The organism is Paenibacillus sp. LPE1-1-1.1 (genome assembly GCF_040676435.1).
Classification (GTDB): domain Bacteria; phylum Bacillota; class Bacilli; order Paenibacillales; family Paenibacillaceae; genus Pristimantibacillus.
This window is the reverse complement of record NZ_JBEGHY010000001.1, coordinates 911439-933070: the sequence shown is the minus strand read 5'-3', so window position 1 is coordinate 933070 and position 21632 is coordinate 911439. Positions and strand designations below refer to the sequence as shown.

Below are 21632 nucleotides of genomic sequence, written 5' to 3'. Positions count from 1 at the left end.
GAAAAACATGGATCAAAAAATACCGCTGCTTGAAGTAGAAAACTTTAGCGTAGCCTTCAAACAATACGGAAAAGGCTTGCATCAAAACGCTGCCCAGGTCATTTCGAATTTTTCATTGGCTCTGTATCCGGGTGAGATCATGGCCATCGTAGGCGCGAGCGGCTCCGGTAAAAGCCTGCTCGCGCATGCGATTCTCGGAATATTACCCTCCAATGCCATTACTAGCGGAAGCATCAAATATAAGGGGGAGGAGCTTACCCCAAAGAAAAAAGAAGAGCTGCGGGGCAGGCAAATATCGCTCATCCCGCAGTCCGTCGGTTATCTGGATCCTCTTATGAAGTCGGGGAAGCAAATAGACAGCCCGCTCAAAAGCGTGAAAAGCGCGGTCAAAAGCGTTATGGACCGCTTTCAGCTTGGAAATGACGTGAAAAGTAAATATCCATTTCAATTGTCCGGCGGCATGGCAAGGCGCGTTCTTATCGGGACGGCATTAACCTCGGGCGCCGATCTGATTATTGCCGATGAACCGACGCCTGGCCTGCATAAGTCGATGGTTGACGAGACGCTGAGCTCTTTGAAGGAATTAGCGGGCAAGGGCAGAGGCATATTGATGATTACTCATGATATCGACCTTGCTTTTATTATCGCTGACAAGATTGCGGTATTTAATAATGGGGTATCTGTCGAGATCGTGGAGGCAAAGGCCTTTGAGGCTTCACCGGATAATGTAAAGCATCCTTACAGCAAAGCGCTATGGCACGCTCTGCCGCAAAATGGATTTCATTCTATCCGGAATAAAGATTACGGTGATTACTTAAATAGAACGAATAGTGAGCAAGGCGGTGAAAAATGAAACTGGAGGCAAAGCATATCTATTTTAAATATAACAGCAGCAAAGAATGGATATTGGAAGACGTCTCGTTAGAAGTAAGGGCTGGGGAAGTGGTGGGGCTTGTCGGAACAAGCGGACGGGGGAAGAGCACGCTTGGGAAAATATTGGCTGCCCAGATCCAAGGGTACAGAGGAGAGGTCATACTGGATGGGAAATCCGTACCGACGCGAAGTTACTCTCCCGTACAATTGATCTATCAGCATCCGGAGCTTGCCGTGAATCCGAAATGGAAGCTTGGAAAGACGTTATCGGAAGCCGGGGCGTACGATGACGAGTTAAGGAAAGAACTGGGTATCAAGGAAGAGTTTCTAAACCGCTGGCCAAATGAACTTTCAGGCGGCGAGCTGCAGCGAATTTGCGTGATGAGAGCTCTGAAGCCTGAGACACGCTTCATCATCGCGGATGAAATCAGTACGATGCTGGATGTCATTACGCAATCCCAAATCTGGGATGTCGTATTGGAATACGCCAAGAAATACGACATTGGCATTCTGGCAATCACCCACAACGAGAATTTGGCCAACGTCATTTGCACAAGAACGATTCATTTAACCTAAAATGGGATGTAGAGCTCGTCCTGCTGCTGATCAAAAATCGGCAATAGAACGAGCTTGCATGCGTTTAAACTTCATGTTGCATATATTTGCTGCGGTATTGTCCCGGGGTCATCCCTTCCTGCTTGCGGAACGCCCGGATGAAGTTTTGTGAATTGGTAAAGGTGAGCCGTTCGCCGATTTCCTTAACGGAAATATCCGTCTCGACAAGCCATTTGGTCGCAAGATTCAGCCGGTACTGGGACAGGTATTCGCTAAAGGTCATGTCCGTTTCTTTCTTAAATACGTTGCTGAGATAAAATACATTGTAATGCATCCTTGCGGCGCATTCCTCCAGCGTAATTGCCGTGCCGTATTCACGATGGATAATTTCGATAATCTGCTCCGATATATTCTGGTACTGCGTTTCCTGACGGTCGCGGAAGACGGCGATCAAAGGAAGGATGAGCCTTTTCTGGAACCAGGCTTCAATTTCCGAAGCGACATACAGCTGCATCAGTTCCTCATACAGCGTTGATCCTCTGATATTCGATTTATCGATTTGCATACCGATTTCCTGCATCACGATCATTAGATCATTGAGCAAGCGTACGAGAGAAATCTGGTAATCCTGTGGCTCCCTCTCTTTGAGAAATACCTGGCCCAGCCATTCCTTAAGCAGCTCTGACGCTCGTACCTCATCCGAGAGCTTAATCGCGTCAATCAGTTCATTATGAAGCTGCACGGGATAGAAGTAAACGCGCGTATGTTTGCCAGCATTCAAGCTGGAATAAGGGATAATGACGCCTTTCCCAAGCTTCAATCGATGCTTGAGCGCTTCAATCCCTTCCTGATATGCCCGTGTCGTCTGCTTCAAGGTGCGGAACGGCAAACTGATGCCGATGCTGACGTCAAGATCGAGATATTGCTTCAAACTCAGCTGAATGGTCTCCGTCAGTTTATAAAGATGGTTGTTGAACTCCTCCAGTGATGGATTGCCGCTCCCGAATAGCGTCACCTGCGTCTGATCGACGATGACCGGAGGAAGACGGTCTGAGGAAGGCACGGTATCCTCCACAATGTTCGTAATCGCGAAAAGCAGCAGGTCGAGGTCTTTCTGCTCATAGCGGGTTTCATTTAGAATATCGATCTGCAGCGTAAGGACCGCCAGATGCTCCCACTGGGTTACTTGTTTATCATAACCGAACAATCGGATTTTCTCGTCGCTCTCCGCTGCGCTTACCTGTCCTTGAAATAACTTCTGCAGAAAATAAGTGCGGGCTTGCCGGCTGTTCTGGTTCACCTCATGAAGCAAATTCTCGTTGGAGCGGAACAAGTCGCGAATATGCTCGTCGATTAACTGCAGCTCGTTCTTATTGGACTGCGTAATCTCGGGCAGACGATTGGCGATGCTCTGGAACAGCGTGCGAATCGGTGAATAAACTTTTCTGCTTCCTTGCCAGACGAGCACAAGCGTGAGCAAAATAATAAGCAGACAGACGTAAAAGGTGAACCAACCGATCGATCTCGCTTCCTTCGACACCTCCGAGAGGTCGGTGAAGCTGGCGTAGACCCAGCCATTGAAATCGGAGCGAACATAAGTAACCGAGATGAAATCATTACGGAATTGGCCGGACTTGCCTGAGATTTGGGCAAGATCACTTTCCTTTAAAGTGCCGTTATCTGTTAGAAGCGTTCCGATCTTCGAAGGGTCATGATGGACGATGATGCGGTAATCCTCATCCAGCACCATGACTTCGCGGGCTTCATTTGGCGAATCCATGATTTTTGCAAGACTGCAGCTCGGAATAGTCGCGATTGCGACCCCGCGTTTGTCCGTGGTATGCAGCGGCATTTTTTTGACTAACGCAATCGTATAAGGACAGCCGTAGCTTAACGTATCGCTGGAGCCGAGATCGGTGGAATTGAGCAGCAGCCAGTCGGTGCTTTTGCCCGGCCTCTCGATTAATTGGAGCAGCTCCTCTTTGGAAGCGTGTTCATCAAATTTGTAGAGGCCCCGATTATTAATGATCCAGTTCGATGCCGAATTGGCGAGTATGACATCCGTGACGCGGGTGTCGGGAGATTGCAGCAGACTAAGTTCTTCCTTCAGCTGGTTATAGAGCTGGAAATCCTTGAACGTAATGGGCTGGTATAAGGCCTCCTGCAGTTGATTCGTATTAATGACATAATTAAGCGTGTAGTCGACGGTTCGAAGCACCTGTTCGATATTCCCGTTTAATTGGTTCATAATCTGAATGCTGCTTTCATTGACATGCTGCTGTATGGAATTGGAAGATTTCATATAGGAGAAAAATCCGAGCGCGGAGAGAGGCAAAATGCTTGTCAAACAACCGAAAAGCAGCATTTTGGTGTATAAGTTGTGCTTCCTCATTCCAATCAGCCTTTCCAAAAGAAGATGTATCCATTCTACTCAAACGAAGGAATAGGCACAAGTAATGCTGTACAAAAAAACGGCATCCGTAGATAATAGAGTTGATTTGGAACCGCAAAGGCTATAGCTTCGGAGGTAAGCGGAATGAAAAGAAATCGGTTAGGTTGCTTTATGCTGCTAATCCTTATTTTGCTGCTGGCGGGTGGATGCGTCCGTGCAGGGGATGGCAATCATCATAGTGAAAACAGGAAGACTGAAACGAGCGGCAGCCCATCGGCAGCCCTTTCAATATTAGCCAATTTACATACTTCGACGGTCCCGCCGGACCGATTGGAACGTTTGCTGGAAGAGAAGACGGGGACGAAGCTGGACATTCAATGGGTGCCCGACGGCAGCTATGAGGAGAAAGTGAATGCGGCGCTTGCGACTGAAAGTTTGCCGCAGGCAGTATTTCTGAAGAATAGCGCTTCGCTCGTTATGTTTCGCAGCGCCATTCGCGACGGTCAGTTTTGGGAGATCGGCACCCTGCTGGATCAATTTCCGAATTTGAAACGGCTCAATCGCGAGGTGCTGCGCAATACGGCCGTTGACGGCAAATATTACGGTCTGTATCAGGAGCGGCCTTTATCCCGGCAGGGCATCATCTACCGGCAGGATTGGGCTGAGCGGCTGGGGCTAAAGCCGCCATCTACGATCGATGAGCTGTACACGATGATCGAGCGGTTCGCTCATGATGATCCGGATGGCAATGGCAAGGCGGATACGATAGGGCTAACGGATAGAAATGATCTCATTTATGGAGCGTTCAAGACAATTAGCTCTTACTTCGGCACGCCGAATGAATGGGGAGTGAAAGAGGGACGGCTGCAGCCCGAATTTATGTTTCCGGGATATATCGAGACGATGAAGTTTTTCCGCAAGCTCCATCAAGAGCAATTAATGAACGTCGATTTTCCGGTAATAGGCAAGGCGGATCAGCAGCAGCTTTTCATTGAGGGCAAGGCCGGCGTATATATCGGCGCATTAGGCGATGTTGTCAGCCTCGATGCTAAATTGAAGGAACGGCAGCCGGACGCGAGGCTTGATGTCGAGAACCGGGTAAAGGGGCCGAAAGGCTACGGCATATGGTCAACGCCTGGTTATGGCTCGGTCGTGCTTTTTCCAAAATCGGCAATTCAAACGGAAGACGGGCTTAAGGAAGTGCTCGCCTTCTTTGATCAATTGATGGAACCGGAAATTGCCAATATGATCTACTGGGGAATCGAGAACGAGCACTATACGGTGGAAGGAGGGAAAGTCATTCCTTCCGATGACTATGCACGGCTCAGTGAGGAGGTCAGGCCGTACCTTGCCCTGCAGATCGGCGGTCACAGCACTATTCCAGGCTTGCTGGATGTGGGATACTCATGGCCGACGAGAGTGAAGGCAGAGCAATTGGTGAAAGATAATGACGAGCAATTGATTCATGATCCAACCGAATCGTTGGAGTCGGTTACGTATAACAATAAAGGCGTATTGCTTCAGACGATCATAAGCGATGCTACGTATAATTTTATAATCGGAGAGATCGACGAAGCCGGGTTCGAATCGGCGGCAGCCGAGTGGAAGGAACAAGGCGGCGGCAAAGTGATTGAAGAGTTTAACGAGGCATACCGCAAGCTGCAAAACCAATAACCGAATAGCTGAACCCGAACGGGTCTTGCCAGAGCGAATGCCATCGCTGCTGGTGAGGCCTTTTTGTTTGTTTTTTTGTTTGATCGTTCTGCGTGCTTCCGCATAATCAGCATAATCTTTACATTTGATCTGGCCTTCAGCGAACGCGGAAATCCAGCAGCAGCAAGGGTTTGCAGCACCAAATCCTGAGATTATTCTCGGAATGGCAGCTGTGCGCTTATAGTGATGAGGCAACGGAAACAACAAAAAACGGAGGTCAGCCGAATGAAGAGAAAAAGTGCGATCGTACTTGCGGCCGCTGCTGTATCGATGGCTCTTGTAGCGGGATGCGGCAACAACAATGCAGGCGAAACAAACCATAATGAAGCGACGCAGAAGCCTAATGAAGGTGCTGCGCAAAGTACGGAGAAGCCTGCAGATCCGCTCAAATTATCCGTAATGCTGGACTTGCATGAGCCGGAGGTTCCTTCGGACAAGATCGAAAAATTGCTCGAAGAGAAAACGAATACGCAGCTGGACATTCAATGGGTTCCGGACGGCAGCTATGACGACAAGCTAAATGCGGCCTTCGCGACAGGTTCTTTGCCTCAAGCCGTTCAATTGAAAAACGCAGAGTCTCTCGGTTTGTTCCGCGACGCTCTCAAGGACGGGCAATTTTGGGAGATCGGACCGTTCATCGATGAATTTCCGAACTTGTCCAAGCTGAACAAGGACGTCCTGAACAATACCTCGGTAGGCGGCAAAATTTATGCGCTTTACCGTGAATCCGCGCTTTCCCGCCAAGGCATTATTTTCCGCAAGGACTGGGCGGATAAACTGGGGTTAGCGGCTCCTAAGACCATTGATGAGTTGTACAACTTGCTGAAGGCATTTAAAGAGCAGGATCCGGATGGAAACGGCAAGCAAGATACGATGGGTTTGACGGATCGCAGCGATTTGGTTTACGGCGCGTTCAAGACAGTCAGTTCCTATTTCGGAACGCCTAACGGCTGGGGAGAGCAAGAGGGCAAGCTGGCTCCTGAGTTTATGTTTGCTGAATATATGGATACGATGAACTTCTTCAAGAAGCTGCATAAAGAAGGCTTGATTAACCAGGACTTCCCTGTAACAGCCAAGAACGATCAACAGAATCTGTTCACGACCGGCAAAGCAGGCGTCTACATCGGCGCTTTGGGCGACGTGCAAAGCCTCGATCCGAAAGTGAAGGAAATCAATGCTGCCGGCGAGCTCGATATCCAGAACCGCATCGAAGGCCCGAAAGGCGCGGGCATCTGGTCAACGGCCGGTTACGGCTCGGTATTCCTGTTCCCGAAATCGGCAATCAAATCGGAAGAAGAACTCAAGCAGGTGCTTGCATTCTTCAACCAGCTGATGTCGCCTGAGCTGTCCAATGTCATTCAATGGGGCATTGAGGGAGAGCATTACACTTTGCAGGACAATCTTGTGGTGCCGTCGGAGGACACGAAGCTGACCAATCGTGAAACCAAGCCATATCTGAGCTTCCAAATCGGCGGGCAGGGCACGATTGCCGAATTGCTTGATCCGTCGTACCCGCTGCCGGTGAAAGCGAAATCCGAAGAGCTGATTAAAGACAACGAAAGTATTCTGATCAATGACCCAACCGTAGCGCTGGAGTCTAAGACGAAGATCGAGAAAGGCGTCCGCCTCTCCGAGATCATTAAAGACGCGACATATAAATACATCCTTGGCGACATTGATGAAGCGGGCTTCCAGGCTGCGGTCGATAAGTGGATGAAAGACGGCGGACAGAAAATGATCGATGAATACAACTCAAACGGATAATCGATAGAAAATAACATGGAAGCAGTAAGCATATGGGGCTGCTGATCCAGCAGCCTTCTTCAAGTCCTGCTGAGAAAGGATGGGTTAGGAATGAATGAAGCAACGGTCAGGACAGCCGCGGCTCCGGCTCCGCGGGTGAAACGAAGGAGAGGCAAATTAGGACAAGTGTGGAAAGACCGGGCGCTCTACCTGATGATTATTCCGGGTTTGCTGTTCTTTATTATTTTCAAATACTTGCCTATTGGAGGGATTGCCATTGCCTTCCAGGATTACAAGCCGTATAAAGGGATCGGCGGCAGCGAATGGGTCGGCTTCGAGCATTTTGCAAGGCTATTTCAAGAGCCTGATTTCTTTATGATATTGGGCAATACGTTAATATTGTTCGCCCTGAATCTGGTATTTTTTTTCCCGGTTCCAATCATCATCGCGGTTATGCTGAATGAAGTTAGGCATTCCTTCTTTAAGCGGTTTGTACAGACGATTGTTTATATTCCGCATTTTATGTCATGGGTGATCATCGTATCGATCTCATTCATCATGCTCTCTATGGATAGGGGACTGATCAATGAGCTGCTTGTGATGATGGGCTTGGAGAAAATCAATTTTCTAATGAGTAACGGATGGTTTCGTCCGATGTATGTGCTGCAAATCATATGGCGCGAGGCCGGGTGGGGAACGATTATTTATTTGGCGGCAATGGCAGCCATCGATCCGCAATTGTATGAAGCGGCGCGGATGGATGGAGCCGGCCGATTGCGTCAAATTTGGCATATTACGCTCCCGTCGATTAGAAGCGTTATTATCGTCCTGCTCATTCTGAAGATCGGGGATGTGCTGGAGCTAGGTTTCGAACATATTTATCTTCTATTGAACTCGATGAACCGAGAGGTAGCGGAAATTTTCGATACGTATGTCTATACGGCAGGTTTGAAGCAGGGCGAATACAGCTACAGCACGGCGGTGGGTTTCTTCAAGTCCATCGTGGGACTCATCCTCGTGATGGGTGCGAATTGGTTTTCCAAAAAAGCAGGCGAAGAAGGCGTTTACTAAAAATAGGAGCATTTATAGTTCACGTTTATAAATAAACGTATATTTCACCGTGAAACGAGACAGGAGGATATGCCGCGAATGAAGGATCATGCATTAGGCGGACGGATTTTTGACGCCGTTAACTATACGCTGCTGTTCATCATTGCCCTTGTTATGATTTTACCGTTCATCAATGTCGTAGCAGGCTCTTTTACGACCGTAGGAGAGCTTGCCCGCAAGCCATTTGTGATTATCCCGACGGTTTGGTCGCTGGATGCTTACCGTTTTATTTTTTCAACGAATACAATCTTTAAGTCGCTAGGCGTCTCTGTTGGCGTGACGTTTGCTGGAACCCTGTTCAGTATGCTGCTTACATCGTTTATGGCGTACGGTTTATCCAAGCCGCAGCTGCTAGGCAGAAAAACGATCAACTTTATCGTCGTTTTCACGATGCTGTTCAGCGGCGGTCTGATTCCCAGCTTCCTGGTCGTCAAGGAAATGGGGCTAATTGACTCCTATGCTTCCTTGTTCGTTCCGACGGCTGTCAATGCCTTCAATCTCATCATCATGCGAAACTTTTTTCAAAATTTGCCGGATGGCTTGGAAGAGTCGGCGAAGATGGACGGAGCCGGCTATTGGGCTATTTTTACAAGAATCGTGCTTCCGCTCTCCATGCCGGCGGTTGCGACGATCTCCTTGTTCTACGCCGTAAACTATTGGAATACGTACTTGCCCGCCATTCTCTATTTGAACGATGCAGACAAGTGGCCGGTACAGGTTATTCTTCGGCAGATCGTCGTACTGGCGAGCGGACTTGCGGGTGATACGTCGGATATGGGCAATGGCTATGTGATGCCGCCGCAGCAGACCATTAAGATGGCTGTTATCGTCGTCGCCACGGTGCCGATCCTGATCGTCTATCCGTTTTTGCAAAAGCATTTTGCCAAAGGCGCGCTAATTGGTTCGATAAAAGGGTAGCAAATCGGTTTGCCAATAACGAAAGGAGCATGGAACTAAATGAATGATACAAACACCGCGGCAGCACGTGCTGCGTTTACGCCTTTACAATGGGCGCAGGCCGCTTGCGATTCCTTAATGGCCCGCTATACGCCGCCGCAGCTTCCTCCCGAGAATAGATGGCATTACCATCAAGGCATTTTCCTTCATGGGATGCTGCAGGTATGGGCAAGAACCGGCAATGAAGCTTATCGAAGCTATTCCAAGCAATATGTGGATCATTTAATTGATGAATATGGCAATTTCCTTTTTGCGCGAGATGAATTGGATGCCATCATGCCGGGCTTGCTGCTGTTCCCGTTTGATGATGGCAGCCTAGGCGATTCCCGGTACCGTTCTGCGATCGAGAAGCTTCGGGGACTGTTCGGCACCTTGAACCGCACTTCGGAGGGGGCCTATTGGCATAAAGACAAATATCCGCGTCAAATGTGGCTGGATGGCTTGTATATGGGAGGCGTGTTCGCACTCGAATATGCGGACCGTTACGCAGATGAAAGCTTGATAGCGATGGTTGCGGAGTGGGAGCGGCTCATGCGGAGGCGGATGACCGACGAAGATACTGGCCTGTTGTTTCATGCTTATGACGAAAGCCGGCAGTTTCCGTGGGCCGATCCGGTAACCGGCTGCTCCCCCGAGCAGTGGGGACGGTCCTTGGGCTGGTATGGAATGGCGTTATCTGATTTTCTAGATCGTTTGCCCGCGTCGCATCCAGCCGCCATGGAATGGAAGGAAGCGCTGGGCAAATTCGCGACGGCACTGATACGGTTTCAGGATGCGGAGAGCGGTTTATGGTATCAGGTAGTCAATCAGGGAGACCGGGCTGACAATTGGCTCGAAACCTCTTGTACCAGCTTGTTTGTCTATACGATAGCCAAAGCCGCTAAGCACGGATGCATTGACGGAGAACTGATGAATGCGGCATGGAAAGGGTATGATGGTCTCGTTGCCCGTCTTAAGGAGGATGAACTGGGCATTATCGTTCCGGATATTTGCATCGGCACCTCTGCGGGAGAATATGACTATTACGTTTCCAGACCTGTCAGTGAGAACGACTTGCATGGCGTTGGCGCTTTTATACTCGCTTGCACCGAGATGGAATCTTGGACTGAGAGCAGGGGGGAGACCGCGGGATGAGGGAGTCGCAAGAAAATTTCAGCAATCCGATACTGCCGGGCTTTTATCCCGATCCGTCGATTTGCCGGGTTGGCGAGGATTATTATATGGTCACTTCAAGCTTTGAATATTTCCCTGGAGTTCCTTTGTTCCACAGCAAGGATCTTGTCCATTGGCGGCAGCTGGGCCATGTGCTCGACCGTCCGTCACAGCTGGATCTGGATGGCACGCCTTGCTCGAAAGGGATATACGCGGCTACGATCCGCTGCCATGACGGCATTTTCTATATGATCACGACATTCGTCGTCAGCCAGACAGGTGCCCGCCGTAATTTCTATGTGACAGCGGAGGACCCTGCGGGTGAGTGGTCTGATCCAATCTGGCTGCCGGATGCCCCGGGCATCGATACCTCCTTTTTCTTCGATGACGACGGAAAGGCGTACGTCATGGCGAATCGCGTCCCTCCAAGCGGACAGCAGTATCCGAAGCACATGGAAATTTGGCTGCAGCAGTTCGATATCAAGGGTAAAAGGCTGATCGGCGAAAAATACAGTTTGTGGGATGGGGCGCTAAAAAACGCCCATGCCCAGGAAGGGCCTCATATCTACAAAAAAGACGGCTATTACTATCTGCTGATAGCCGAGGGCGGCACCGGATTTACGCATGCGGTAACCGTCGCAAGAAGCATCTCCGTGACGGGCCCGTATGAGAGCTGCAAGTCGAATCCAATATTGACGCATCGCCACTTGGGACAGGAATACGCGATAACGAACGTCGGGCATGCAGATCTTGTCGAGACGACGGCCGGCGAATGGTGGATGGTATGCCTCGCATCCCGTCCTTATGGCGGACCATACCGCAATCTTGGCCGGGAGACGTTTCTTGTGCCTGTCGATTGGGAAGACGGCTGGCCGGTCATCAATCCGGGCAAAGGTGTGGTGGAGCTGCAATCCCGCAGGCCGAATTTGCCGGAGCATCGGTTCCCCGCTAAACCCGCTTGCGACCATTTCGACAGCGGGAAGCTGGATGACTGCTGGAATTTTATTCGTACGCCACGCGGCGATTTCTGGAGCCTGACGGACAGGCCAGGTTTTCTTCGGCTTAGGCTGAAGCCAGAGACGATCACCCAGCCGGTTAATCCGTGCTTCGTCGGAAGGCGGCAGCAGCATATGGGCTTTGCGGCCCGTACGGTGATGGAGTTTGCCCCGGAGCGTGACGGGGAGGCGGCGGGCGTCGTGCTGCTGCAAAACCATGACTATATGCTGCGCTTCGAGTATGCGAAGGTTCTTGGTTCGGGCTTATTGCGGTTGGTTGAGCGCAAGGGCGGGGAGGAACGGATACTGGCGTCGCAGGAATGGAGCGGCAACAAGTTGTACATCAAAATCGAGGCTGAACAGCAAAGCTATCGTTTCCAGTATGCCGCATTATCCGGGCAATGGGAGACGCTTGCGGAAGACGTTGACGGCAGGCTGCTCAGCTCGGATGTCGCCGGCGGTTTTGTAGGCGCTTATTTGGGGCTGTATGCCACTTCGAACGGAACGGTTAGCGGCAATTTTGCTGACTTTGATTGGTTTGAATACGGAGGGACAGAGACATGATAGAAAATGTAAAGCAGACCCGCGAGCCATGGGTCTCCGATCAAGGAGACGGAACCTATCGCAACCCGGTGCTTCATGCCGATTATTCGGATCCTGACGTCATCCGCGTCGGGGATGATTTCTATATGACGGCTTCAAGCTTTGGGCATCTGCCTGGACTGCCTATCCTTCATTCCAAGGATTTGGTCAACTGGACCTTGGTCAATCACGCGATAAAGGAAATGCCGCTGCCAGGCTATGACCGTCCGCAGCATGGGAACGGCGTATGGGCGCCAAGCCTGCGTTATCATGACGGAAAGTACTGGATATTTTACGGCGATCCCGATGTGGGCATTTTCATGAGCACGGCTGTTGATCCGTCCGGGGAATGGGCGCCTCTCCATCTGCTGCAGGAGGGCAAAGGGCTCATCGACCCTTGTCCGTTCTGGGACGAGGATGGGAAAGCCTATCTCGTGCATGCGTTCGCACACAGCCGAAGCGGCATTAAGCATAAGCTTCGCCTGTGCGGAATGGCGCCGGACGGCAGCAAGCTTTTGGACGAAGGACAGATTGTTTTTGACGGAACGGAAGGCCATCCCACGATGGAAGGCCCGAAAATGTACAAGCGAAACGGCTATTATTATATCTTCGCGCCGGCGGGAGGCGTTAAGCCGGGCTGGCAGACGGTGCTGCGCTCGGCAGCGGTCAACGGTCCGTATGAGGATCGGATCGTGCTGCATCAAGGGGACAGCGCGGTCAATGGTCCGCATCAAGGCGGCTTCGTTGAGCTTGATTCCGGAGAATCCTGGTTTATGCATTTTCAGGATAAAGGGGCATATGGCCGTATCATCCATCTTCAGCCAGTGGTGTGGCAGGACGATTGGCCGTTCATGGGCGTCGATGCGAATGGTGACGGGATTGGCGAACCGGTCATGCATTATCCGAAGCCCAAGGTTAGGGGGAGCTCGCCGATTGCAGTCCCTTTTGCTTCCGATGAATTTGGCGGAAGCACGCTAGGCAAGCAGTGGCAGTGGCAGGCCAATCCAGATCCAAGGTGGTATGAGCTGGGTGCGCTTGAGAGCCATATCCGATTGCATGCGCTGCCCAAGCCTTCAGGAAGTTCCTCGCTGTTCGAAGTGCCGCAGCTGCTGCTTCAGAAGTTTCCGGCGGAGCAGTTCGATATGACGGCAAAGCTATCCTGCTCGGAATTGAAGAAGGGAGATGCCGCGGGTCTTGTCGTATTCGGCTTCGCATTTGCCTATCTTTCGGTTTGCCGCGAGGAAGACGGCGGACTTTCGCTTCATTATACGGAGGGGGATCAGGAAGCCGAGCAGTGTATTTCGAGCCATAAACTGAACAACTGCACCGTCTGGCTTCGGGTTTCTGTCCGCCAGGAAGCAAGCTGTATCTTTGCTTACAGTGAGGACGGGAAGCAGTACCATCCAATGGATGCGCCGCCGTTTACCGCACGCGAAAGCCGCTGGGTCGGCGCGAAGGCGGGGATTTTCGCTCTTCATCGCGGGGAGCAGGCACAGGGCGGTTACGTCGACGCGGATTGGTTCCGAGTAAGCGCGCCGGAGGAGGTGCGCGGCCTATGAGCGGAATGAAGCCGTTTCCTAAGGTTGAACTGCCGCGAATTCCGGAACGCGATTTTCTGATTACGCAATTCGGCGCCGTTGGAGACGGGATGACGGACAATACGGAAGCGATCGAACGCGCGATTGCGGCATGCGATCGCGCAGGCGGGGGACGCGTCGTCATACCGGCAGGCTTATGGCTTACCGGGCCCATCGTCCTGCGAAGCCGCATGGAGCTTCATGCGGCATCGGGAGCGCTCGTCACATTCAGCCGTAATTTCGAGCAATACCCGTTAATCGTATCGCAATTCGAGGGTCAGCCAGCCGTTCGCTGCCGCGCGCCGATTGATGGGGAAAAGCTAGAGGATATCGCCATTACAGGACCGGGCGTATTTGATGGCAGCGGCGACGCCTGGCGGCCGGTCAAGCGGATGAAGCTGACGGCATCGCAGTGGAAACAACGGATCGCATCTGGCGGAGTGGTTGCGGAGAATGCTGAGGGAGAAATATGGTGGCCAACCGCACAGGCCATGCATGGCGAAGCGGAAATTCGCCGTTTGCAGCAGGAAGGCAGTCTAGACCCGGCGGAATACTGGGCGGCAAGAGATTATCTGAGACCGGCATTGGTCAGTCTGCGGGGCTGCCGGCGCTTGCTGCTTGATGGACCTACGTTCCAAAATTCACCGGGATGGTGCCTGCATCCTTGGGGATCCGAGCATGTCACGGTACGCCATACGACGGTTCGCAATCCTTGGTATTCACAAAATGGGGATGGACTCGATATCGATTCTTGCCGCTTCGTCACGGTAGACGGCTGTTCGTTCGATGTCGGAGATGATGCCATTTGCATGAAATCCGGCAAGGATGAAGCGGGGCGCAGGCTAGCCATGCCTTGCGAATATGTGACGGTGACGAACTGCAAGGTTTATCACGGTCATGGCGGTTTCGTTATCGGCAGTGAGATGTCCGGCGGCGTTAATCATATCCGCGTATCGGATTGCGATTTTATGGGGACGGATATCGGTCTCCGCTTCAAAAGCGCGAGAGGACGCGGCGGGATCGTGGAGGATATCCGCATCGAGAACATCCGCATGAAAGATATCGCGCTTGAAGCGATATCGTTTCATTTATTTTATCAAGGCGTAGAGGGCTCTGAGGGATTCGATGACAGGGAATATCCAGTCGATGAGGGAACGCCTGTTTTCCGCAAAATTACGATGCGGAATATTTACTGCGCTGGAGCGTCGGTCGGTTTGCTTGTTAACGGGCTTGCGGAGATGCCGCTCAGTGACTGCTTGCTGGAAAAAGCAGTCATTCAAAGCGAACGGGGCATTTTATGCAGGTTTGCGGCAGGGCTAAAGCTTCGCAACATCCGCCTGCAAGTGAAGGAAGGACCGCTGGCATCTTTCCATGAATGCAAAGATGTAGAAATGGTTGAATGGCAAGGAGAAACGAAGGATACGAGCGTCAATACGCCGATTCTAGTAACAGGAAACAGCTCCGCCAACATAAAGGTGGCCCCTCTCGCATAACAGCATGAGCAGTTAAATGAAGCAGGATAAAGGAAGAGGATCACTCTATTGGCTAGGCAAAAGCCATTCAATCGTTGTATAACAATTAGGAGAAGAGGTCAGCCGCTTAGGCTGGCCTCTTTTTTTTAGATCGAAGAAAAGGTGAAAACCAGGCGCACAGTCTAGCCTCGTTTATATTCCGTTTATATTCCGTTTAAAAACGTGAGGTAGGATGACTACATCATCTGATATTGGAGGAATTGCAATGGATCTTGGATTTAAGAAGAAAGCAGAACCCAACAACGGCGATTGGGCTGTCGAAGCGCGCGGACTCGTGAAAGCTTTCGGGAACGATCGGGCTGTGGATGGCGTGGATTTGAACGTGCGCACTGGTATGATATACGGCGTGCTTGGTCCGAATGGGGCGGGCAAGACGACAACGATTAGAATGCTGGCGACCTTGCTTCGGCCGGACGCGGGCTCAGCGCGAATATTCGGGCACGATGTAGTGAAGGAGTCACAGATTGTCCGTCAGTTAATCGGGGTGACGGGTCAATATGCGTCGGTTGACGAGTCGCTTAGCGCTACTGAGAACCTGATCATTTTCTCGCGGCTGCTAGGGCTTGGACGTTCAGAGGCACGGAAAAAGGCATGGGAGCTGCTTGAGGAATTCGGTTTGACGGAGGCCGCAAAGCGGCCGCTCAAAAATTTCTCCGGCGGCATGCGTCGCCGACTGGATCTGGCGGCGAGCCTTATTGCACAGCCGCCGCTTCTCTTTCTTGACGAACCGACTACTGGACTGGACCCGCGTACGCGCGCACAGATGTGGGATACGATCCGCCGCTTGGTGAATACGGGGTCAACCGTCCTGCTAACGACGCAGTACCTTGAAGAGGCAGATCAACTGGCAGACCGAATCGCGGTTATTGACCATGGCCGAGTGGTCGCAGAGGGTACATTGGATGAACTGAAAGCATCAGTGGGCACCTCGTCTCTGCATTTGAAAGTCCAGAATCCACAAGATATCGAGGCCGCCCGTGTGACTGTTGACCAAATACTCGGCATTCAATCAAACGTATCGTACGAGGCAGGAAAAATCACTGCACCGGTAACGAACGTCGACCGGGTCACTGATCTTCTTAATGCCCTCCGCGAAGCGGGGGTTCACTTAGCCGAGATGAGTGTGCAGAAGCCGACCCTCGACGAGGTATTTCTAACCATAACCGGCCATGGTGTTAAGGAGGAAGGGATACCGGCGTCCCATGAATCGAATGAAGCAGAGGTGGCAAAAGTATGAGAACAACTTCAATTCAACCGGGTGCCGATCGCGAGTTGAAAAACTACACGAGCTTTGGCCAGACGATACGGAACTCATTGACGATGGCCTATCGGGGGCTACTGAAGATCCGGCGCACGCCCGAGCAATTGTTTGACGTAACGCTCCAGCCTATTATCTTCACTTTGATGTTTACCTACATCTTTGGCGGTGCGATTTCCGGTGATGTAGTGAACTATTTACCGGTCATCATTCCCGGCATTCTCGTGCAGACGGTAATCACGACCTCAATCGTCACGGGCGTTCAATTGCGTGAGGACATGGATAAAGGGGTGTTTGACCGATTCAAGTCACTGCCTATCGCGCGTATCGCTCCGCTCGCGGGGGCGTTGCTCGCAGACACCGTCAGGTATACCATTGCGACTGTTCTCACCTTTACCATGGGATATATCATGGGCTACCGTCCTGATGGAGGTCTGGATCATGTTGCCATTGCCGCAATTCTTGTGATTGTATGCGCCTGGTCGATTAGCTGGATATTTGCCTTCTTCGGCGTGATTGCACGTACGGCTTCAAGCGTACAAGGGATATCGATGCTTGTGCTGTTTCCGCTCACGTTTCTATCCAACGCCTTCGTGCCGGTCGATACCATGCCCGGCTGGCTTCAATGGTTTGTTAATATCAATCCGATCTCGCACCTCGTTACTGCCGTACGTGAACTTGCCAACACGGGAACCATAGGTTGGGATCTCGTTATCTCACTCGGTGGAGCTGCTGTCATTGTGGCGATTTTTGCACCGATCACGGTACGCGCCTATATGCGCCGGACATAGTATTACTGAACATAACGGGATCGTGCCTAAAGGCAGCGATGTGAATGAATCATATCCAGAAATCAGCTTTGATACTGCCGGAATGATATACGATTCACCTTCTCTCGGAGCAAGTCAACGTCATCGGTAAACAGCATATAAATTAGATGGAAAATCTCCCGCTAATAATTCGTTTAATTGATATTTATGGAGTTTAACTGGAAAAACTCATGTTAATCTCGATGGATAGGCCATTTTTTCTGAAGAAGTCTTGGTTTAACGGGAGAAATTCCATCTAAGCGTGGAGCGGAGAGCAGCATGCAATTTTTAACGGGAGAAATTCCTTGTAAATGAGATAGAGATAGATACGGATAGAATCAGCAGAAAATCATTTGGTGCCCCTTTAACGGGTAAAAATAAAAAAGAACAGCCATCCCGCTAAGGGATGGCTATTCCAATCGTGATCCTTCGCTTACCTCATCACATAATCCGCTAACACGCTTTGAAGCTCATAAATATTTAAGCTTTTGTTGAATTTTTTCTCGACAGGGGCTGCTGTCCCGGAAATCCAAATTTTCAGCTCCGCATCCATATCGAACGTTCCAGCGGTCTCGATGCTGAAATGCGTGATGCTCTTGTAGGGATAGGAGTGGATTTCCACTTTTTTTCCCGTAATCCCTTGCTTGTCAACGAGGATAAGCCGTTTATCCGTAAATATAAACAAATCCCTAATCAATTTGTACGCTTTCTCGAACCTTTCCGTGCTTCCAAGCAGATGCTTGAATTCTTTGTTTACATCATCCATCTTCAGCTCGGATGCATTGCCCATCAACCCGTCAAGAAACCCCATTGCTATTCCCCCATCGACATTTAATAGTCCACCAATGTAATTCTATGAATAGGCTGAGACTCCTTTATTGAAACCGGGATCCTTTTTAGGGGATCCTGTTTTTTCGTGCTTATCCAATCAAGAAGTCAATTTTATCTTAAAAAAGATCAAAATACCGTCACATCGGACATTCTCGTTTTCTTTATAATGAGGACAACTTCAAAATATACTCTTAGGAATTCGAGGTGCTTGTAATGGAAACCACAACACGGGCGGCTGCAAACCAAAGCTTAGCTAAGCCGAAAAAAGTGCGCTCGCTGGAAAGCGGAGAGACGCTTGCGGGCTGGCTGTTCGTCGGACCGATGCTTATCGGCGTATTTATTTTGGTCCTTCTTCCGATTTTAGCTACGATCGTGCTTAGCTTTGCGGATTGGAATTTTGTACAAGGTTGGAATGGCATAAACTGGGTTGGATTCGGGAATTTCGAGAAGCTCCTGCATGATTCGCAATTTTTGCGGTCAGTGCGCAACAATTTTCTGTTCCTCTTCGCCGTACCGATTTATATGATCATCTCGATGGTGCTGGCCGTCATTATTGACCGTCATGTCTATCTGAAAAGTTATTTCAAAGTAGCGTATTTTATGCCTTACATCTCAAGCATTGTAGCCGTTGCCGTGGTTTGGCAGGTGCTGTTCCAGCCATCCTACGGGCCGATCAACCAGTTCTTGAAAACAATCGGCATCGACAATCCGCCGATGTGGATCGCTGATCCTCATTACGCGTTGATCTCGATCATGATGATCGTCGTCTGGACTTCCATCGGTTTCAACATGATTATTTACATCGCCGGTCTGCAATCTATCCCTAAGGACCTATACGAAGCAGCCGATATTGACGGTGCGAACGGTTGGACCAAATTTGCCCGCATTACGTTTCCGCTGCTTTCGCCAACGTCATTTTTCCTGCTCGTCACCGGCATCATCTCGACGTTCAAAGTGTTCGACGTCATAGCGGTTATGACGCAGGGCGGTCCGATCGGTTCGACCTCGCTGATGGTCTGGTACTTGTACGATACGGCCTTCGTCAACCTTAAAGTCGGTTATGCGTCATCGATTGCGGTCGTGCTCTTCCTGTTCGTCCTGCTGATTACATTCGGGCAGTGGATGGCACAGAAGCGCTGGGTCAATTATTAAAAAGGAAGGGGCTGCATTACATGCCGACAACAAACAAGAGCATCAACTGGCGTAAGGCCATTTTAACGGTTATTATGGTTGGACTCAGCATACTTTTCCTGCTTCCATTCATCTGGATGCTGGTTACCTCCTTTAAGGTGGAAAAAGACGTATTCGTGTATCCAATCGAGTGGATTCCTAGAAAGTGGAATGCGATTCAAAATTATAAGGATGTTTGGATTGGAGAATATCCTTTTTGGAAATATTATCTTAATTCCATAAAAGTCGGAGTGACCACTACGGTGATATCCGCTCTGATCTCGGCGCTGGCCGCATACGGCTTCTCGAAAATTCATTTTAAAGGCAGCAATTATTTGTTTCTTATTGTTCTTGCCACTTACATGGTGCCAAGCCAAGCCATTCTTATCCCGCAGTTTATTTTGTACCGCCAAATCGGGTTGTTCGACAGCCTGCTGGGCCTGATCTTGCTTGGCAGCTTCAGCGTACTCGGCACGTTCATGCTTCGGCAGTTCTTCATGGGCGTCCACCAGGAATTTATTGAATCGGCCAAAATCGACGGCGCGAACCATTTCCGGATTTTCTGGAGCATTGCTCTGCCGCTCGTCAAGCCGGCCGTCGCTACGTATGCGATCCTGCGCTTCATCTGGACTTGGAACGACTATCAGGGCCCGCTGATCTTCTTGCGCAGCGACCGGCTGTTCACCATTCCGCTGGCGATGCAGAAGTTTACCTCGATGAGCGGCGAGTTCTACTCGCTGATCATGGCTGCTGCCGTATCCGCGATCCTGCCGCTTCTGATCGTGTTCATAATCGGCCAGAAGAGCGTCATCGAAGGGATTGCGATGGGCGGCGTCAAAGGCTGATGAAAGCGTTGGCAAAAAAGTCGATTTCTTTTCAAAATAAGTAAATATTGTTGCATCCAACGGATTCCGGCTCGCTCTATAATTTATATTATCAAGTCCGAAAGACATTATATTGAATTTATTAGGGGGCAAACAAATGAAAAAGAAATGGTTAACGGGAACCGCTGCCATGGTATTGCTGACGGGCATGCTTGCCGGATGCGGAAACTCGAACACGGGCTCGAACGGCGCGAACACGAATGCTGATGCGAGCGCTGACGGAAACGCGGCCAAAACGGAGGATGCTGTAAATCTGAGACTCTATACTTACGGAACGGAAGAAGCCTACAACTGGAAAGCGACGCTTGATGCCTACCACACGGCCAATCCGAAAGTTACGGTTGAGCTCGTCCAGCTCAGCGAGAAAGGCGATACGCAGGAAGCGACGAAAAAGCTGGATCTCGCGGCCGCGTCCTCTGAGCAAATCGATGTGCTGATGTTCAGCGACGCTGCGGCTTATTCGCAGCGCGTGGCGCTTGGCATGGCAGCTTCGCTTGATGAATTCATCGCAAAGGACGGCTACAAGGTCGAAGAAGATTATAAAGTAGATACCCACTTGAACGGCAAGGTTTATGCGCTTCCAGGTAAATTCAATCCTTGGTACGTGCTGCTTAACAAAGACCATTTGGATGAAGCAGGCCTTGCGGTTCCGAGCGACTGGACATGGGATGAATTTGCGGATTATGCGAAAAAGTTGACGAAGGGCGATGGAGCAACCAAGCGCTACGGCACTTACTTCCACGGTCCGCAAAACGGCGGATGGATGGAATTCTTGAAGCTTATGCTGGAAAATCAGCCGCAAAACTCCGAATTCTTGAAACCTGACGGCTCGTCTAACCTGGATGATCCGAACTTCAAGGCTACGCTTGAGCTGCGCTTGCGCATGGAGAAAGAGGATAAGTCTTCCGTTCCTTATTCGGATATGATTTCACAGAAGCTGGCTTACCGCAATCAGTTCTTCAACCAGTCGGTCAGCATGCTGACGATCGGTTCTTGGATGAACACCGAGATTGGCGGAACGGACAAGGTGCCGCTCACTTTCAATGTGGCTGTCGCTCCTTTCCCGAAAAACAACCCGGGCGATGAAACAGGCTTGACGCCGGTTACGACTGACTATGTGGCCGTGTCGGAGACGTCCAAAAACAAGGAAGAGGCTTACAAATTCGTACGCTGGTACACGACGGAAGGCCAAGTCGTGCAGGGGAAAAACATCCCGGCTTGGAACGGCGTTAAAAACGAGCAGATCGCAAGCATAATCGATACGATTCTTGCCGGAACAAAAAATCCGGAGCTTGTGGACAAAGCGACGCTTGTCGATACGCTCGTAAACTCCAAAGCTTCTCAAATTATCGCTCCTGCTTCGTATCAGGCCGAAGTTTATAAAGCGATTAACGAAGAATACGAGAAGCTTATCCTAGGCAACCAGGATATCGATGCGACCGTAGAAAACGCCAAGAAGCGGGTGGATGAAATTGTTGCGGCAAACAAAAAGTAATACG

Annotated in this window: 17 protein-coding genes; 15 read left to right on the top strand and 2 right to left on the bottom strand. The window is 50.5% G+C overall.

The genetic code is table 11. The annotated features are described in order from the left end of the window. Positions 1-7: 7 nt before the first annotated feature. Positions 8-853: an ABC transporter ATP-binding protein gene (locus tag MRBLPE1_RS04295; protein ID WP_364141965.1), complete on the top strand. Its 846-nt coding sequence runs from the start codon at positions 8-10 to the stop codon at positions 851-853. Continuing rightward, the gene (locus tag MRBLPE1_RS04290) at positions 850-1449 is read left to right on the top strand and encodes an ABC transporter ATP-binding protein (protein ID WP_364141962.1); all 600 of its coding nucleotides are present in this window, start codon (positions 850-852) and stop codon (positions 1447-1449) included. Before MRBLPE1_RS04295 ends, MRBLPE1_RS04290 begins: the two co-directional genes overlap by 4 nt. Positions 1450-1513: 64 nt before the next feature. On the opposite strand, the gene MRBLPE1_RS04285 is transcribed toward MRBLPE1_RS04290, so the two are convergent. Further along, entirely contained in the window at positions 1514-3820 is a 2307-nt protein-coding gene (locus MRBLPE1_RS04285) for an AraC family transcriptional regulator (RefSeq protein ID WP_364141960.1), read from the bottom strand. A 144-nt stretch (positions 3821-3964) separates the two neighbouring features. Between MRBLPE1_RS04285 and MRBLPE1_RS04280 the strand changes: the two genes are divergently transcribed. The 10 genes from MRBLPE1_RS04280 (at position 3965) to MRBLPE1_RS04235 (ending at position 17230) form a co-directional block, all read left to right on the top strand. Then, positions 3965-5494 carry an extracellular solute-binding protein gene (locus MRBLPE1_RS04280; protein WP_364141958.1) on the top strand — a complete coding sequence of 510 codons (1530 nt, stop codon included), beginning with the start codon at positions 3965-3967 and terminating at the stop codon, positions 5492-5494. Positions 5495-5758: 264 nt separating this feature from the next. Continuing rightward, the gene (locus tag MRBLPE1_RS04275; protein ID WP_364141955.1) at positions 5759-7297 is read left to right on the top strand and encodes an extracellular solute-binding protein; all 1539 of its coding nucleotides are present in this window, start codon (positions 5759-5761) and stop codon (positions 7295-7297) included. A 90-nt stretch (positions 7298-7387) separates the two neighbouring features. Next, the gene (locus tag MRBLPE1_RS04270) at positions 7388-8347 is read left to right on the top strand and encodes an ABC transporter permease (RefSeq protein ID WP_364141952.1); all 960 of its coding nucleotides are present in this window, start codon (positions 7388-7390) and stop codon (positions 8345-8347) included. Between the two features lie 78 nt (positions 8348-8425). Continuing rightward, the gene (locus MRBLPE1_RS04265) at positions 8426-9304 is read left to right on the top strand and encodes a carbohydrate ABC transporter permease (protein ID WP_364141949.1); all 879 of its coding nucleotides are present in this window, start codon (positions 8426-8428) and stop codon (positions 9302-9304) included. Positions 9305-9343: 39 nt separating this feature from the next. After that, the gene (locus MRBLPE1_RS04260; RefSeq protein WP_364141946.1) at positions 9344-10477 is read left to right on the top strand and encodes a glycoside hydrolase family 88/105 protein; all 1134 of its coding nucleotides are present in this window, start codon (positions 9344-9346) and stop codon (positions 10475-10477) included. Further along, entirely contained in the window at positions 10474-12054 is a 1581-nt protein-coding gene (locus MRBLPE1_RS04255) for a glycoside hydrolase family 43 protein (RefSeq protein WP_364141943.1), read from the top strand. Before MRBLPE1_RS04260 ends, MRBLPE1_RS04255 begins: the two co-directional genes overlap by 4 nt. Next, on the top strand, positions 12051-13631 hold the full coding sequence (locus MRBLPE1_RS04250) for a glycoside hydrolase 43 family protein (protein ID WP_364141941.1): 1581 nt from the start codon (positions 12051-12053) through the stop codon (positions 13629-13631). Before MRBLPE1_RS04255 ends, MRBLPE1_RS04250 begins: the two co-directional genes overlap by 4 nt. Further along, a complete protein-coding gene (locus MRBLPE1_RS04245; RefSeq protein ID WP_364141939.1) occupies positions 13628-15142 on the top strand; it encodes a glycoside hydrolase family 28 protein in 1515 nt (504 codons plus the stop codon). The genes MRBLPE1_RS04250 and MRBLPE1_RS04245 overlap by 4 nt, the downstream gene beginning before the upstream one ends. A gap of 244 nt (positions 15143-15386) precedes the next feature. Next, a complete protein-coding gene (locus MRBLPE1_RS04240) occupies positions 15387-16418 on the top strand; it encodes an ATP-binding cassette domain-containing protein (protein ID WP_364141936.1) in 1032 nt (343 codons plus the stop codon). Then, positions 16415-17230, top strand: a complete 816-nt coding sequence (locus tag MRBLPE1_RS04235; RefSeq protein WP_364141934.1) for an ABC transporter permease — start codon at positions 16415-16417, stop codon at positions 17228-17230. Before MRBLPE1_RS04240 ends, MRBLPE1_RS04235 begins: the two co-directional genes overlap by 4 nt. Before the next feature lie 451 nt (positions 17231-17681). Here the strand turns inward: MRBLPE1_RS04235 and MRBLPE1_RS04230 are convergent, their stop codons facing one another. Beyond that, positions 17682-18059 (bottom strand): PH domain-containing protein, encoded by a 378-nt coding sequence (locus MRBLPE1_RS04230; RefSeq protein WP_364141932.1) that lies wholly within the window; start codon positions 18057-18059, stop codon positions 17682-17684. 233 nt (positions 18060-18292) lie between these two features. Here MRBLPE1_RS04230 and MRBLPE1_RS04225 point away from each other — a divergent pair, with 233 nt between their 5' ends. From MRBLPE1_RS04225 to MRBLPE1_RS04215, 3 genes are all read left to right on the top strand, one after another. Continuing rightward, the gene (locus MRBLPE1_RS04225) at positions 18293-19231 is read left to right on the top strand and encodes a carbohydrate ABC transporter permease (RefSeq protein WP_364141929.1); all 939 of its coding nucleotides are present in this window, start codon (positions 18293-18295) and stop codon (positions 19229-19231) included. Positions 19232-19251: 20 nt separating this feature from the next. Then, complete coding sequence (locus tag MRBLPE1_RS04220; RefSeq protein ID WP_364141926.1) at positions 19252-20094, top strand: carbohydrate ABC transporter permease; 843 nt, start codon at positions 19252-19254, stop codon at positions 20092-20094. A 136-nt stretch (positions 20095-20230) separates the two neighbouring features. Beyond that, entirely contained in the window at positions 20231-21628 is a 1398-nt protein-coding gene (locus MRBLPE1_RS04215) for an ABC transporter substrate-binding protein (protein WP_364141923.1), read from the top strand. Positions 21629-21632: the final 4 nt, after the last annotated feature.